Raw genomic sequence first — 13,913 nt, forward strand, 5'->3', positions numbered from 1 at the left:
AGATGGCGCGCCGCCGGCCGGGCCGGCTACTGGCCGGGCTTGACCACGGCGAACTCGGCGACCGTGCGTTCGATGCCCTTGCTCAGTTCCATCACCTTGGTGGCGTACTCGGACAGCAGGCGGTCCTCTTCGGTCTGCGGGGTCCAGCTCGGCACCGTGGCCGGCCGGTTGGTGGCCTCGTCCATGGCCACGAACACGATCACGCAGTGCGTGCACAACCGGCTTTCGGACAGGCCGTGCATGCCCGGGTCGCGCGCGCGCACGTCCACGGCGAAGTGCATGCTGCTGCTGCCGGTGTAGACCAGCTTGGCGGTCACCGTGACCAGGTCGCTGATGCGGATGGGCGCGACGAAGCGGATGCCGCCCACCGCCACGGTCACGCTATAGCGCCCGCTCCAGCCGACCGCCGCGGCATAGCCGGCCTGGTCGATCCAGCGCATCACCACGCCACCGTGGACCTTGCCGCCGTAGTTCACATCGGTCGGCTCTGCCAGGAAACGAAACGTCAGTTCGCGCTGCTGTCCAATCATGGGGGGTCGCCTGTTGTCGGATCGGACGAGTATGACCACGCCGCCGCGCAGGGCAAGACACCGGCAGCTGCCTGTGTCCCAACCGCTGTCATCCTCAAGGCCGGCGGACTGCCGCGGACGAAAAACGTGACATCCACATGGTGCGGAGACGCTTGTCGGGTGGCAAACACGGCTCTGGGTGAGCGGACTCCGCCAACCCGCCTGGACCTGAGCCGGACATGGCTCCTCGGCTCGGTCAGCCTTCCATGGCTGACTCGCCGTCGCGGGCCATCCTGGCCCGCTTTCCGCCATCCCCGGCTCAGGACCAGGCTCGCGGCTGTTGGATTTGGACTTCGTCGACCAAAGTCATCCAACACGGCGCGCGCGGCAGCAGTCCGGCGGGCGGTGGCCGCACCGAGCGTGGCAGGAGCGAGCGCCTTAAGTCAGGGCACGATGCGCTGACCGAGGGAAGAGCGCCGACCGCACACCTGACCGCTGCCCTTCCGAGGCCGGGTTGCGTGTGCCCCGCAATCGGTGGATGACGAGAGCACAGAAAAAACCCCGCGACGTCCATCGCGGGGTTTGGAATGCGACATCAAACGTCTCGACGCAGGTCAGGCCTTGCCGTGCTCAATCCCGACATTGGTGGGGGCCGCATCGTAGACCTGCTGGTCCAGCAGCCCGGTCTCCTTGGCCACCAGCACCGGCACCACCATCTGCCCGGTGACGTTGGTCAGGGTACGCATCATGTCGACGATGCGGTCGATGGCGTAGAGATAGCCGATCGCCTCCAGCGGCAGCCCGGCCGCGCTCAACACCACCGTGGCCATCACCACCGCCGTGCCCGGCACGCCGGCAGTGCCGAAACTGCCCAGCACCGAGGCAATGATGATGATCAGGTACTGGTTGAAGCTGATGGGCACGCCCATGTACTGCGAAATGAACACCGCGCACAGCGCCGGATAGATCGCACCGCAGCCGTCCATCTTGATGCTGGCGCCCAGCGGCGAGGCGAAGGCGGCGTAGTCCTTGTTGACGCCCAGGTTGTGGGTGATCGAGCGCAAGGCGATGGGCAGCGCGGCGAAGCTTGAGGACGTGGCGAAGGCCACCTGCATGCCGGGCGCCGCGCCGCGGAAGAACTTCAGCGGGTTCAGGCCATGCATCAGCAGCAGCGCGCCGTAGACGACCACGATCTGGATCGCGCACGCCAGGTAGATGACCAGGATGAAGTTGCCCAGCGGCAGCAGCTTGCTCCAGCCGTAGCCGCCCACCAGCGCGGCGATCAGGCCGAAGGTGCCGATGGGCGTGACCTCCAGGACGAAGCGGGTGACCTGGACCATGATGTCGCCCAGCTCGTTGAACAGCTTGCGCGCCCCGGCGACCTTGTCGCCCAGCTTGACGATGGCAAAGCCCAGCAGCGCGGCGAAGAAGATCACCGGCAGGATGGAGCCACGGCCCGCCGCCAGCACGGTCTCGCCGGCCGCGTTGACCTTGGTGCCGATGCCGGCCAGCGCGAAGAACGGATTGGACGGCACCACGTCCAGCAGCACCCGGATCGGGCTGGGCACATCGCGCGGCTTCCACGCCGAATCGATGGCGATCTGCAGCCCGCCGGCGCCAGGCTTGAACAGCGTGCCCAGCCCCAGGCCGATCAACACCGCGATCACCGCGGTGATCACGAACCACAGGAAGGTGCGCCCGCCCAGGGCCGCCACCGATTTCTGCCCATGCAGGGCCGAGATCGCATTGATCACCGCGAAGAACACCAGCGGGATGGCGATCATCTTGATCAGGGTGACGTACAGGTCGCCCAGGGGCCCGAACCAGGTCTCCGCCGCCGGGCCCATCAACGACCCGACGATGGCGCCCAGCACGAAGCCGGCGACCACGCGTTGCCAGAACGGAATACGGAACCAAGCCGAAGCCAGTTTCATGGTGTCACTTCGCCAACATTGACCGAGCTCGCACATTAACGCACGGCACGGGCCACCACGATGCCAGCGCAGGCAAATGCACCGTCATGGTCATGACTTGAAGTCATAACGATAATGCCGATTCCCATTTGCCCGGAGATCCGCCGCCCATGCTCGCCCGCTCGCTGCCGCTCGCCACCCTGTCCACGCTGATCCTGGCCGCCTGCGCCACCGCGCCGGCCCCGCGGGCGCCAGCGGCGGCCAGCCTGTCGGTGGAGGTGCCGGCGGTGCGCCATCCGCAGGGCGAGACGCCGCAGTGGTGGTATCGCAGCGGCGCGGCCACGGCCGCGGCCAACGGCGCCATGCAGGGCAAGGCCAGGAACGTCATCCTGTTCCTCGGCGATGGCATGAGCCTGACCACGGTGGCCGCCGCGCGCGTGCTGGAGGGCCAGCGCAAGGGCGCCCCCGGCGAGGAGAACCGCCTGAGCTGGGAGACCTTCCCGGCCACGGCCTTCAGCAAGACCTACAACACCGATTCGCAGGTGCCCGACTCGGCCGGCACCATGACCGCGATTACCACTGGCGTCAAAAGCCACATGGGCGCCATCGGCGTGTCCTCCGGCACGGTGGAGGACTGCGCCGGCAGCCTGCCCAAGCGCCTGCTCACCCTGCTGGAACTGGCCGACAGCGCCGACATGGCCACCGGCATCGTCAGCACCGCGCGCATCACCCACGCCACGCCGGCGGCCACCTACGCGCACGTCCCGGACCGCGACTGGGAAAGCGATGCCGACCTGCCGGCCGCGGCACGCTCGCAGGGCTGCGTGGATATCGCCCAGCAGCTGCTCGGCGCCGCGCGCTACGGTCGTGGCCCCCAGGTGGTGCTGGGCGGCGGGCGTTACAACTTCCTGCCCAAGGACCAGGCCGACCCGCAGACCCCGGACCAGCATGGCAAGCGCGCCGACGGTCGCGACCTGGTGGCCGAGTGGAAGGCGGCCCATCCGCAGGGCGCCTTCGTGCTCAACACCGCGCAGCTGCGCCAGGCCGCGCAGGCGCCGGCGGTGCTGGGCCTGTTCAGTCGCAGTCACATGGACTACGACCACGACCGCGACACCGGCGATGCCGGCCAGCCCAGCCTGGCCGAGATGACGCGCACGGCCATCGACAAGCTCTCCGGCAACGCCAATGGCTACGTGCTGATGGTGGAAGGCGCGCGCATCGACATGGCCAACCATGAGAGCAATGCCTATCGGGCCCTGGACGACACCATCGCCCTGTCCGATGCGGTCAAGGCGGCGATGGACGCCACCTCGGCCGAGGACACGCTGATCGTGGTCACCGCCGACCATTCGCACGTGCTCAACTTCGTCGGCTATCCGGTGCGGGGCAACCCGATCCTGGACAAGGTGCGCGGCAGGAATGCCTTCAACGGCGCACCCGGCGACTACGCCAAGGATCTGCGCGGCCTGCCCTACACCACGCTCAGCTACGCCAACGGTCCGGGCAATACCGGCGCCAGCGACAAGCAGCCGGCGGGCAGCAAGCATTTCAGCCACGAGCCCAAGCAAATCACCTCGGAGGCCCGTCGTCCGGACCTGACCCAGGTCGACACCACCGTACCCGACTACCTGCAGGAGTCCCTGGTGCCGCTGTCCAGCGAATCGCACGGCGGCGACGACGTCGGCATCTGGTCGCGCGGCCCCGGCAGCCAGGCCTTCCGCGGCTCGCTGGAACAGAACGCCATCTATCACGTCCTGGTCCAGGCCACCCCGCGCCTGCGGCAGCGCCTGTGCCAGGCCGGCACCTGCGACGCGCAGGGCGTGCCGGTGGAGCTGCCGCGGGCGGGCGCGTTTGAGCGAGGAACAAGTGACTAGAAACGAGGAACGAGTGAAAGCCGCGCCCACCTTGCCGGGCCGATTACTCGTTCCTCGTTCCTCTCCCCTCGTTCCTAAAAGGGCTTGGCCAACACCAAAAACACGATCCCCACCAGGAACAGCACCGGAATCTCGTTGAACCAGCGCAGCGCCTTGGGTGAAGGCAGGGCGCCGCCCTTGGCTGCCCCCTTGAGCCAGCGCCCGGTGACGATGAAGTGGGCCAGCGTCAGCGCCACCAGCGTCAGCTTGGCGTGCAGCCAGCCGCCGGTCATGCCGAAGTACAGCCACAGCACCAGGCCCAAGATGAGGGCAATGCCGAACATGCTGTGACCGAAGCCATACAGGCGCTTGCCCATCAGCAGCAGCCGCGCCTGCACCGCCGGCTCGCCGCGGGTCTCGGCCAGGTTGATGAGGATGCGTGGCAGGTAGAACACGGTCGCCATCCACGCCACCACGAACACCAGATGGAAGGTCTTGACCCAGAGATACAGCATGGATGGCTCCGTGGCACAGGCTAGGATGTGCGCCATTTTCACCGATCGGGTCCTGGACCGCACCGTGAGCAAGCTCTACGACCGCGCCTATTTCGAACACTGGTACCGCAAGGGCGACATCGGCGGCCCGCAGCGGCTGGCCCGCAAGGTGGCCCTGGCCGTGCACACGGCTGAGTACTACCTGGAGCGCCCGATCCGCAGCGTGCTGGACATCGGCTGCGGCGAAGGCGCCTGGCGCGCGCCGTTGCTGAAACTCCGCCCGCGCGTGCACTACCTCGGGTTCGACAGCAGCGAATATGCGGTGGCCCGCCACGGCGCCCGCCGCAACCTGCACCTGACCGCTTTCGGCGACTTCGCCTACCTGCGCCCCTGCGCGCCGGCGGACCTGCTGATCTGCTCGGACGTGCTGCACTACGTGCCCAGCGCCGAGCTGCGCCGGGGCCTTCCGGGGCTGGCCGAGCTGACCGGGGGGATCGCTTTCCTGGAGACCTTCACCGAGGAGGACGAGTTCGAGGGCGATCATGCCGGCTTCCAGGCGCGCCCGGCGTCCTGGTACCGCCGCCAGCTCAAGAAAGCCGGGTTGCGGCCGATCGGCTCACATTGCTGGGCGGGCGCGGCGATGGGCGACGGGCTGGCCAGCCTGGAGAGCCCCTGACCGTTGCCCCGGCCGTCACATACGGCGGCGCACGTTGCGCTATGCTGCTGCGCAGCAAGTTCATGTTTTGAAAAGGGATTGTCATGTTCATGTACCACTGGCACGAACTTGGGCGCCGCTGGATGGCGCCCTGGGTCCATCAGGCCGAGGCCAACGCCCGCATCTTCGCCGACCCCAACAGCTGGCTGTCCACGCTGCCGGGCGCCGAGCGCATCAGCGCCTACAACGAGCTGCTGCATCGGCTGGGCAAGGATTACGAGAAGCCCGGCTGGTACATCGACGAGGTGGAGTCCGAGGGCAACCTGGTCCCGGTGATCGAACAGGTGCTGGTGGAAAAGCCCTTCTGCCGGCTGATGCGCTTCAAGCGCTATACCGACAATCCCGAGCTGATCGAAAAGCTCAAGGCGCAACCGACGGTCCTGGTGGTGGCGCCGCTGTCGGGCCACCACGCCACCCTGCTGCGCGATACCGTGCGCACCCTGCTGCGCGACCATAAGGTCTACATCACCGACTGGGTCGATGCGCGCATGGTGCCGGTGTCCGAGGGTGCTTTCGGGCTGGACGACTACATCGCCTACGTGCAGGAATTCATCCGCCATATCGGCGCCGACCAGGTGCACGTGATGAGCGTGTGCCAGCCCACGGTCCCGGTGCTGGCGGCGGTGTCGTTGATGGCCTCGGCCGGCGAGAAGACGCCGCGCTCGCTGGTGATGATGGGCGGGCCCATCGATGCGCGCCAGAGCCCGACCCAGGTCAACGACCTGGCCACGCGCAACCCGCTGTCCTGGTTCGAAAACAACGTCATCCACACCGTGCCGCCGCCGTATGCGGGCGAAGGCCGCCTGGTGTATCCGGGCTTCCTGCAGCATGCCGGATTCATCGCCATGAACCCCAGCCGCCACTTCATGTCGCACTGGGATTTCTATGCGGACCTGGTCAAGGGCGACCTGGAAGACGCGCAGTCGCATCGCCGCTTCTACGACGAGTACAACGCCGTGCTCGACATGCCCTCGGAGTTCTACCTGGACACCATCCGCATCGTGTTCCAGGAGTTCCTGCTGCCGCGCGGGCAATGGAAGGTCAAGGGCAAGCTGGTCAAGCCGGCGGACATCAAGAAGACCGCGCTGATGAGCATCGAAGGCGAGCTGGACGATATCTCCGGCGCCGGCCAGACCCATGCCGCGCACACCCTGTGCACCGGCATCCCCGCCAAGGACCAGCAGAGCCTGACGGTCAAGGGCGCGGGGCATTACGGCATCTTCAGCGGTCGGCGCTGGCGCGACGTGGTCTATCCGGACGTCAAGGCGTTCTTCTACAAGCACGACAGGTAGGCCTGCGGCGGCTGGGGATGGCAGGCCGGCCGCCTCTCCCGGGTTGATTGGTTCGCGGCGATGGTGGATGGAAGAGCGTCATCCACCCTACGGCCCTGCGCGTCCATGTTGTCCGTCTTGCGGCGATGGTGGGAAAAGCGGCATCAGCACGGCGGCGTAGGGTGGACAACGCGAAGCTTGTCCACCAAGGCGGCTGCGGCGGCAACGTCAAGTCGCCTTATGCCGTCGTGCTGGTCACTCAAGCCGCCGTGCTTCACCGAAGGCAGACTTGCGGAGCGTTGGCTGGCGCGCCGCCTGGCATGGATTGTTCGGTTCGCGGCGATGGTGGATGGAAGAGCGTCATCTACCCTACGGCCCTGCGCGTCCATGTTGTCCGTTTTGGGGCGATGGTGGGTGGAGGCGCGTCATCGGCCCGGTGGCGCTGTCCGCTTGGCGGGCGCGGCGCGCTCGCCCAGAATCGCGCTACCCGCCACCGGATGGATCGCCATGACGCCACGCCCCCTGCTGTTTGCCTGCGCCCTCGCCCTGCTGCCTTTTGCCCCGCAGGCCGACGCGGCCGGCAAGTACCGCAGCCCCAAGGACATCCTCGACGCCTCGCCGGCCAGCGACTGGCGTGCGCTGGACCCGACGCGCACGCTGTACCTGGAACTGGACACCGGGCGCGTGGTGATCGAGCTGGCGCCGCAGTTCGCCCCGGAGCACGTGGCCAACATCAAGACCCTGGCCCATGAGAAGTTCTGGGACGGCACCAGCATCTACCGCGCCCAGGACAACTTCGTGGTGCAGTTCGGCGATGCCGAGGGCGAAGACCCGGCCAAGGCCAAATCGCTGGGGTCGGCCAAGACGCATCTGCCGGCCGAGTTCCACCGGGCCTCGGCCGGATTGAAGTTCGATCCGCTGCCCGATTCCGATGGCTGGGCCAAGCAGGTCGGCTTCGTGGACGGCTTCCCGGTCGGCAGCGATGGCGCCGGCAAGACCTGGCTGGCGCATTGCTACGGCACCCTGGGCGCCGGCCGCAACAACGCCGACGACAGCAGCATCGGCGCCGAGCTCTACGTGACCATCGGCCAGTCCCCGCGCCAGCTGGACGACAACATCACCGTGGTCGGTCGCGTGGTCAAGGGCATGGAGCTGCTGAGCGTGATCAAACGCGGGCCGGACCCGATGGGCTTCTATGCCGACCCGGCCCAGCGCACCCCGATCAAGTCCATCCGCCTGGCCAGCGAGGTCCCCGCCGACCAGCGCACCCCGCTGCAGGTCCTGCGCACGGACAGCCAGACCTTCCGCGATGCCACCGAAGCGCGCCGCAACCGCGTGGACGACTTCTACAAGCGCCCGGCGAGGCATATTGATTTGTGCAATGTGCCGGTGCCGGTGAGGGCGATGAACGAGTGAGTAGGAACGAGGAACGAGTGGAGGCTCAGCTTCCTGCGTTCTCTCGTTTCTCGTTCCTCTCCACTCGTTCCTAGCTCCTAGCTCGCTGACTGAACGCCACGCTGCCCAGGATCAGCCCGCCGGCCAGCAGCATCGTCGGGGTGACCGGCTCGGCCAGGAACAGCCAGGCGAACAGGGCGCCGAACACCGGCACCAGATAGGTGACCGTGGAGGCCGAGGCCGGGCCGATGCGCTGGATCAGGCGGTAGTACAGCAGGAACGCCAACCCGGTGCAGAGCACGCCCAGCGCGCCGGCGCTGATCCAGGCCGCGGTGGGAACCGGTGTGGACGGCCAATGCGTGGCCGCCAGCGGCGCGAGCAACAGGGCCGCGGCGCTGAGCGTGGCGGCGGCCGAGGCCGCCGGCGGCAGGCCCTGCAGATGGCGCTTGACCAGGTTCACGCCGACGCCGTAGAGCAGCGAGGCACTGGCGCCGGCCACCACGGCCCAGCCGATATCCACGCCCGCAGCCTTGCCCGTGGCCAGCACCACGACGCCGGCAAAGCCCACCAGCAAGGCCAGCGCCTTGCGCCTGCCGATTTTCTCGCCGAAGAACAGGAAGGCGATCAAGGCGGTGAACAGTACGGTCATCGCATTGCAGATCGCGCCGACCGCCGCTGGCGAGCGCTGCGCGGCCCAGGCGAACAGCAGGAACGGCACGGCCGAGTTGATCGCGGCGATCAGCGCCAGCAGCGGCCAGCGACGCGCGGGAAACAGGGCGCACGCCTTCCACAGGAACGGCAGCAGGATCAGCGCGCCCAGCGCCAGGCGCACTTCCACCAGCGCCAGCGCTCCAAAGGGCTTGGCCGCGATGCGCATGAACAGGAACGAGCTCCCCCAGATGGCGCCGAGCAAGGTCAAATCCAGCGGCGTGCGCCAGTCGCGGGCGGCCGGCAGGCAAGGCTCGGGCGTCAGAGTGCGGCTCATGTCGTTCATCGGAAAGCTCCATCCGCACCGGGGCGCGGGCTGACCTGCGTGGGGAAAGGCCGACAGCGTTGCGCATCGGCCTGCGCTTGGCTGGCCGCATCCGGACACGACATCGGGGACCTGCAGCTTGTCGCGGCCCGCGCCTGCCCACAAGCGCGTAGTATCCATCCAAGCCACAAATCTCATTTGGGCCTCAAGGATCCGGCCATGCATCTGCGCCCCACCCTGCTGCCCGCGCTCGGCGTGTTCGCCGCCGCCGCCCGCCACCAGAATTTCGCCCACGCCGCCGAGGAACTGCACCTGACCGCGAGTGCGGTCAGCCACCACGTGCGCAAGCTTGAGGGCCTTCTGGGCGCCTCGCTGTTCCAGCGCCACGCGCGCGGCGTCACCCTCACGCCCGAGGGCCGGCAACTGGCCGACGCGGCGACCACCGCGCTGGCCGACATCGACGCGGTGGCCAGTGCGCTCAAGCCGGCGCAAGGCACCAATCTGCTGCGTGTCTCGACGCTGCACTCGCTCGCCTATTGCTGGCTGCTGCCGCGCCTGCCGAGGTTCTGCGCCAGGCACCCGCACGTGCGCCTGGACTTCGATTCCAGCCCGGCCCTGGCCCGCTTCGACGAGAACGGACCGGACCTGGCGATCCGCCACGGCGCCGGCAACTGGCCGGGTTTGACCGCGCACCACCTGATGGACGATGCCCTGTTCCCGGTGGCCTCCCCGGCCCTGGCCGGCGTGGAGCGGATCACCCGCGCGCAGGACATCACCAAGCTGCCGCTGATCGCCGACCTGGCCCTGCAAGGCTGGCGCGACTGGTTCCGCGAGGCCGGCGTGCGCGTGCCGCAGCTGCCTGCGATGCACACCTTCAGCGACAGCACCGACGTGATGCGCGCAGCGGTGTATGGGCTGGGCGCGGCGCTGGCGCGCAAGCACATCGCCATGCCATACCTGCAGCGCTACGAGCTGGTGCAGCTGCCGGGCCCGGCGATCAAGGCGCGCTTTGCCTACTACGCCGTGCATGCCTCGCACCGCACCCCCAGCCCCGCCGCCCGCGCCTTCATTCAGTGGCTCAAGGACGAAGCCCAGGACGAGCGCACGCCGATGCCGGCGGTACCCGACTCATTGCTGGGCCGCGGCCCGGTGCTGCCCGCGAGCGGTGGCAAGCGCTCGCGCTGATGCGCGCGATGGCCTCAGCGCTTAAAAACTGGCGCCGTCGACGCTCTGGACTTTCAGCGCCGACAGTTCAAGCGCGGGAATGCAGCGCACGTTGATCGCCGCGGTCGCTTGTCCGTCGGGGCCCACGCCCTCGCTGTAGGGCGCGATGCCGCAGCTGGCGCAAAAGTGATGCTGCAGCGCGTGTCTGTTGAAGGTGTAGGTGGACACGTCCGCCTCGGCGCTGGTGAGGGTGAAGGCAGCGCGCGGGGCGAACCACAGCAGGCCGCCGCGTCGACGACACATCGAGCAGTTGCAGTCGTAGACCTCGTCGATGTCGCCTTCGACCTGGAAGGCGATCCTTCCGCAGTGGCAGCTTCCCGAGTGCAGCATGGCCGTTCCTTCCTCCCAGACTGGCGCCCAGGATAAGCCAATGACAGGTGCGTTCGGGGGACCCCTGGCCTATGCTGCCGCGCTTCCGTGCCCGTGCACTTCCAAGGACCCTGGCATGCGCCATTGCCTGCTCGCCCTCGCCCTGATCTCCAGCCTTGCCGCCTGCCAGCAGGCCCAGGGCCCGGCTCCCGATGCTTCATCCAGCCAGACCGGCAAGGCGCAGGCCGCAGGCCAGGCCGACCTCAAGTTCGCCGAGCTCTCCGGGCGCGCGCTGCAGGGCTGGATGCAGCTCTCGCCGGTCAACGCCACCCAGATCGGCGAGCACAAGTACGACAATCGGATCGACGATCTCTCGCAGGCCGGCCGCGACAAGTCCCTGAAGTTCGCCAAGGACATGCTGGCCGAGTTGGACACGCTGCAGGTCGATGCGCTTTCGCGACAGAACCAGGTGGACGCGGCGATCCTGCGCAACCAGCTGCAGTACGAGGTCTGGCAGAGCCAAACCCAGCAGTCCTGGGCCTGGGATCCGCAGGTCTACAGCGGGCTGGCCGGCGGTGCGCTGTACGGCGTGATGGCGCGCGAGTTCGCCCCGCTGCCGCAGCGCCTGCAGTCGGCCATTGCGCGCATGGAGAAGGTGCCGGCGCTGCTGGCGCAGGCCCGCGAGAACCTGGACCCGGCACGCGTGCCGCGCATCCACGCCGAAACGGTGGCCAAGCAGAACAAGGGCGTGCTGAGCATCGTCGAGGGCATGATCGCCCCGCATGCCAAGGAACTGTCCGAGGCCGACCAGGCGCGCCTGGCCAAGGCGACGGCGGGCCTGAAACAGGCGGTCGAAGCGCACCAGGCCTGGCTGGAAAACACCCTGATCCCGAATGCCAAGGGCGATTTCCGCATCGGCGCGCAGGCCTACGACGCCAAGCTGAAGTTCGCGCTGGCGTCCTCGCTGTCGCGCCAGGACATCCGCCAGCGCGCCGAAGCTGAAATGCAGCGCGTGCGCGAAGAGATGTACGGCATCGCGCGCACGGTGCTGAAGGACAAGCCGGGCGCGCCGGCCCTGCCGGAGGCGCCCAGCGACGCGCAGCGGCAGGCCGGGATCGAAGCGGCGCTGGAACTGGCCTACGCCGACAAGCCCGCGCGCGATGCCGTGGTCCAGGCGGCCGAGGCGGCGCTGGCCGAGTCCACCGCGTTCGTGCGCGAGAAGGACCTGGTCACCCTGCCCGATTCGCAGGTGAAGATCATCCTGATGCCGGAGTTCCAGCGCGGCGTGGCCGTGGCCTACTGCGACTCGCCCGGCCCGCTGGACAAGCAGCTGGACACCTTCTACGCGGTTTCGCCGATCCCGGAGGACTGGAACGACAAGCAGGTGGACTCGTTCCTGCGCGAATACAACAACCGCATGATCAAGCTGCTGTCGATCCACGAGGGCACGCCGGGCCACTACCTGGAAGGCTGGCACTCGGCCAAGTTCCCCTCCACGCTGCGCGCGGTGCTGCGCTCTGGCATGTTCGCCGAGGGCTGGGCGGTGTACACCGAGCACATGATGAGCGAGCAGGGCTTCCAGGCGCAGGACCCGCTGTACCGGCTGGTGCAGCTGAAGTTCTACCTGCGCACCATCGCCAATGCACTGCTGGACCAGGGCGTGCACGTGGATCACTGGAGCAAGGAGCAGGCCATGCAGCTGATGGTGCACGACGCCTTCCAGCAGACCAGCGAGGCCGAGGGCAAGTGGATCCGGGTGCAGCTCACCAGTGCGCAGCTGCCGACCTACTTCGTCGGCGTGCAGGAGCACTTCGATACGCGCAAGGCCGTGCAGGCCAAGCTGGGCAAGGCCTTCGACCTGAAGGCCTACCACGACCAGCTGTTGTCCTACGGCGCGCCGCCGGTGCGCTTTGCGCGGGAGCTGATGCTGGACCAGCCGATCCAGTGACTGCGTGGCGATGCGCGGGCGCTTACTCGCCCGCGTAGCGCTCCAGCGCCTCGGCGGCCGGTGCCGGTCGCCCGGGGTAGTAGCCCTGGCCGCAGTCGCAGCCGAGCTCGCCCAGGCGCGTCCACACCGCCGAGTTCTCGATACCCTCGGCCACCACATGCAGTTCCAGGCGATGGGCCATGTCCACCATGGAAGCCACCAGGAGCTCGTTGCGGCCCTCGTTGCCGAACATGTCGCGCACGAAGCTCATGTCGATCTTGAGTTCGTCCACCGGGAAATCGCGCAGGTAGGCCAGCGAGGAGTAGCCCGACCCGAAGTCGTCGATCGCCACCTTCATGCCCAGGTCGTGCAGCTGCACCAGCTTGCGCATCAGCGCGACCGGATTGTCCACGAAGGCGGTCTCGGTGATCTCCAGCACCACGCTGGAGGCGGCCACGCCCCACATGCGCAGGGCCGCTGCAACCTGCTCGGGGAAGGCGCTGGTCAGCGCGATCGGGGACAGGTTGATCGCGCACTTCAGCCCGGGATCGCGGCGCAGGTAGGGCGCGCACATGCGCAGGGTCGCATTGAGGTTCCAGCGCGTCAGCGCCTCGATCAGGCCGGTCTGCTCGGCCATGGCGACGAACTGGTCGGGCCTGATCGCGCCCCAGCGCGGGTGATGCCAGCGCGAGAGCGCCTCGAACTTGCGCAGCTCGCCGGTGGCCAGCGCGAAGATGGGCTGCAGGTACAGCTCGAGCTGGTTGGCGGAGATGGCGTCGTGCAGATCGTCGTAAGTGAAGGTGCGCTGCGGCCGCTCCTGCGCCAGTGCATAGCGCTCGGGCGACCTGCGCGCCTGCTCGCAGGCCGCGTAGGCGGCCAGGCACAGGTCGCCGACATCGCAACCGGCCTCCCCGATGGAGGCACCCACGGCCACGAACACCCGCGCCGGGCGCCCGGCCACGGTGAGCGGCTCGGCGAAGGCGCGGCTGATCTTGGCTGCGGCCAGTTCCACGTGCCCGGGTTCGGCCAGCCCGGGCAGTACCGCGATCACATCGCCCTCGCCGACGGCGATCACCACGTCCTGGTTTCGGAGGCAGACGCGCAACACCCGCTGGAAGGCGTCAACCAGCGCCTCGGCCGCCAGGTAGCCGAACATCACCTGGTATTCGCGCAGGCGCGCCACGCGCACGCGCAGCACCGCGGCCATGCCGGCCTCGGACAGTGCGCGCGACACCTCGGCGAACACGGCCGGACGATTCAGCATGCCGTGACCCCGCATTCCTTTCCGCCGGGCATGCCGGCCTGGCCCAGCGCCAGTAACGAACATCCG

The 13,913-nt window shown here is 68.2% G+C and carries 12 protein-coding genes; 6 read left to right on the forward strand and 6 right to left on the reverse strand.

What is annotated here, in order from left to right; genetic code table 11:
- Positions 1-26: 26 nt before the first annotated feature.
- A complete protein-coding gene (locus tag EPA99_RS11510) occupies positions 27-530 on the reverse strand; it encodes an acyl-CoA thioesterase (RefSeq protein WP_129471362.1) in 504 nt (167 codons plus the stop codon).
- Positions 531-1,123: 593 nt separating this feature from the next.
- A complete protein-coding gene (locus EPA99_RS11515) occupies positions 1,124-2,443 on the reverse strand; it encodes a dicarboxylate/amino acid:cation symporter (protein ID WP_129471363.1) in 1,320 nt (439 codons plus the stop codon).
- Positions 2,444-2,592: 149 nt separating this feature from the next.
- On the opposite strand from EPA99_RS11515, the gene EPA99_RS11520 reads away from it, so the two are divergent.
- Entirely contained in the window at positions 2,593-4,296 is a 1,704-nt protein-coding gene (locus EPA99_RS11520; protein ID WP_129471364.1) for an alkaline phosphatase, read from the forward strand.
- Positions 4,297-4,370: 74 nt separating this feature from the next.
- Here the strand turns inward: EPA99_RS11520 and EPA99_RS11525 are convergent, their stop codons facing one another.
- Positions 4,371-4,790 carry a CopD family protein gene (locus EPA99_RS11525; protein ID WP_129471365.1) on the reverse strand — a complete coding sequence of 140 codons (420 nt, stop codon included), beginning with the start codon at positions 4,788-4,790 and terminating at the stop codon, positions 4,371-4,373.
- A gap of 64 nt (positions 4,791-4,854) precedes the next feature.
- Here EPA99_RS11525 and EPA99_RS11530 point away from each other — a divergent pair, with 64 nt between their 5' ends.
- The 3 genes from EPA99_RS11530 to EPA99_RS11540 all read left to right on the forward strand — a co-directional run bounded on the left by EPA99_RS11530 (position 4,855) and on the right by EPA99_RS11540 (position 8,171).
- Complete coding sequence (locus tag EPA99_RS11530) at positions 4,855-5,445, forward strand: class I SAM-dependent DNA methyltransferase (RefSeq protein ID WP_129471366.1); 591 nt, start codon at positions 4,855-4,857, stop codon at positions 5,443-5,445.
- 83 nt (positions 5,446-5,528) lie between these two features.
- Complete coding sequence (locus tag EPA99_RS11535) at positions 5,529-6,776, forward strand: polyhydroxyalkanoate depolymerase (protein WP_129471367.1); 1,248 nt, start codon at positions 5,529-5,531, stop codon at positions 6,774-6,776.
- A 486-nt stretch (positions 6,777-7,262) separates the two neighbouring features.
- The gene (locus tag EPA99_RS11540; protein WP_129471368.1) at positions 7,263-8,171 is read left to right on the forward strand and encodes a peptidylprolyl isomerase; all 909 of its coding nucleotides are present in this window, start codon (positions 7,263-7,265) and stop codon (positions 8,169-8,171) included.
- 70 nt (positions 8,172-8,241) lie between these two features.
- Here the strand turns inward: EPA99_RS11540 and EPA99_RS11545 are convergent, their stop codons facing one another.
- Positions 8,242-9,135: a DMT family transporter gene (locus EPA99_RS11545; RefSeq protein ID WP_129471369.1), complete on the reverse strand. Its 894-nt coding sequence runs from the start codon at positions 9,133-9,135 to the stop codon at positions 8,242-8,244.
- 207 nt (positions 9,136-9,342) lie between these two features.
- Here EPA99_RS11545 and EPA99_RS11550 point away from each other — a divergent pair, with 207 nt between their 5' ends.
- Complete coding sequence (locus EPA99_RS11550; RefSeq protein ID WP_129471370.1) at positions 9,343-10,308, forward strand: LysR substrate-binding domain-containing protein; 966 nt, start codon at positions 9,343-9,345, stop codon at positions 10,306-10,308.
- 21 nt (positions 10,309-10,329) lie between these two features.
- Here EPA99_RS11550 and EPA99_RS11555 read toward each other — a convergent pair whose 3' ends face one another.
- Entirely contained in the window at positions 10,330-10,677 is a 348-nt protein-coding gene (locus tag EPA99_RS11555) for a GFA family protein (RefSeq protein WP_129471371.1), read from the reverse strand.
- 115 nt (positions 10,678-10,792) lie between these two features.
- Here EPA99_RS11555 and EPA99_RS11560 point away from each other — a divergent pair, with 115 nt between their 5' ends.
- Positions 10,793-12,604, forward strand: a complete 1,812-nt coding sequence (locus tag EPA99_RS11560) for a DUF885 domain-containing protein (protein ID WP_129471372.1) — start codon at positions 10,793-10,795, stop codon at positions 12,602-12,604.
- A gap of 22 nt (positions 12,605-12,626) precedes the next feature.
- Here EPA99_RS11560 and EPA99_RS11565 read toward each other — a convergent pair whose 3' ends face one another.
- Entirely contained in the window at positions 12,627-13,847 is a 1,221-nt protein-coding gene (locus EPA99_RS11565; RefSeq protein ID WP_164978642.1) for a putative bifunctional diguanylate cyclase/phosphodiesterase, read from the reverse strand.
- Positions 13,848-13,913: the final 66 nt, after the last annotated feature.

This window comes from Pseudoxanthomonas composti (assembly GCF_004122095.1).
Lineage (GTDB): Bacteria > Pseudomonadota > Gammaproteobacteria > Xanthomonadales > Xanthomonadaceae > Pseudoxanthomonas_A > Pseudoxanthomonas_A composti.

What these genes read in the sequence shown, in the direction of transcription:
- EPA99_RS11510 (WP_129471362.1), bottom strand. Translation starts at nt 530, where the DNA reads ATGATTGGACAGCAGCGCGAACTGACGTTTCGTTTCCTGGCAGAGCCG.
- EPA99_RS11515 (WP_129471363.1), bottom strand. Translation starts at nt 2,443, where the DNA reads ATGAAACTGGCTTCGGCTTGGTTCCGTATTCCGTTCTGGCAACGCGTG.
- EPA99_RS11520 (WP_129471364.1), top strand. Translation starts at nt 2,593, where the DNA reads ATGCTCGCCCGCTCGCTGCCGCTCGCCACCCTGTCCACGCTGATCCTG.
- EPA99_RS11525 (WP_129471365.1), bottom strand. Translation starts at nt 4,790, where the DNA reads ATGCTGTATCTCTGGGTCAAGACCTTCCATCTGGTGTTCGTGGTGGCG.
- EPA99_RS11535 (WP_129471367.1), top strand. Translation starts at nt 5,529, where the DNA reads ATGTTCATGTACCACTGGCACGAACTTGGGCGCCGCTGGATGGCGCCC.
- EPA99_RS11540 (WP_129471368.1), top strand. Translation starts at nt 7,263, where the DNA reads ATGACGCCACGCCCCCTGCTGTTTGCCTGCGCCCTCGCCCTGCTGCCT.
- EPA99_RS11545 (WP_129471369.1), bottom strand. Translation starts at nt 9,135, where the DNA reads ATGAGCCGCACTCTGACGCCCGAGCCTTGCCTGCCGGCCGCCCGCGAC.
- EPA99_RS11550 (WP_129471370.1), top strand. Translation starts at nt 9,343, where the DNA reads ATGCATCTGCGCCCCACCCTGCTGCCCGCGCTCGGCGTGTTCGCCGCC.
- EPA99_RS11555 (WP_129471371.1), bottom strand. Translation starts at nt 10,677, where the DNA reads ATGCTGCACTCGGGAAGCTGCCACTGCGGAAGGATCGCCTTCCAGGTC.
- EPA99_RS11560 (WP_129471372.1), top strand. Translation starts at nt 10,793, where the DNA reads ATGCGCCATTGCCTGCTCGCCCTCGCCCTGATCTCCAGCCTTGCCGCC.
- EPA99_RS11565 (WP_164978642.1), bottom strand. Translation starts at nt 13,847, where the DNA reads ATGCTGAATCGTCCGGCCGTGTTCGCCGAGGTGTCGCGCGCACTGTCC.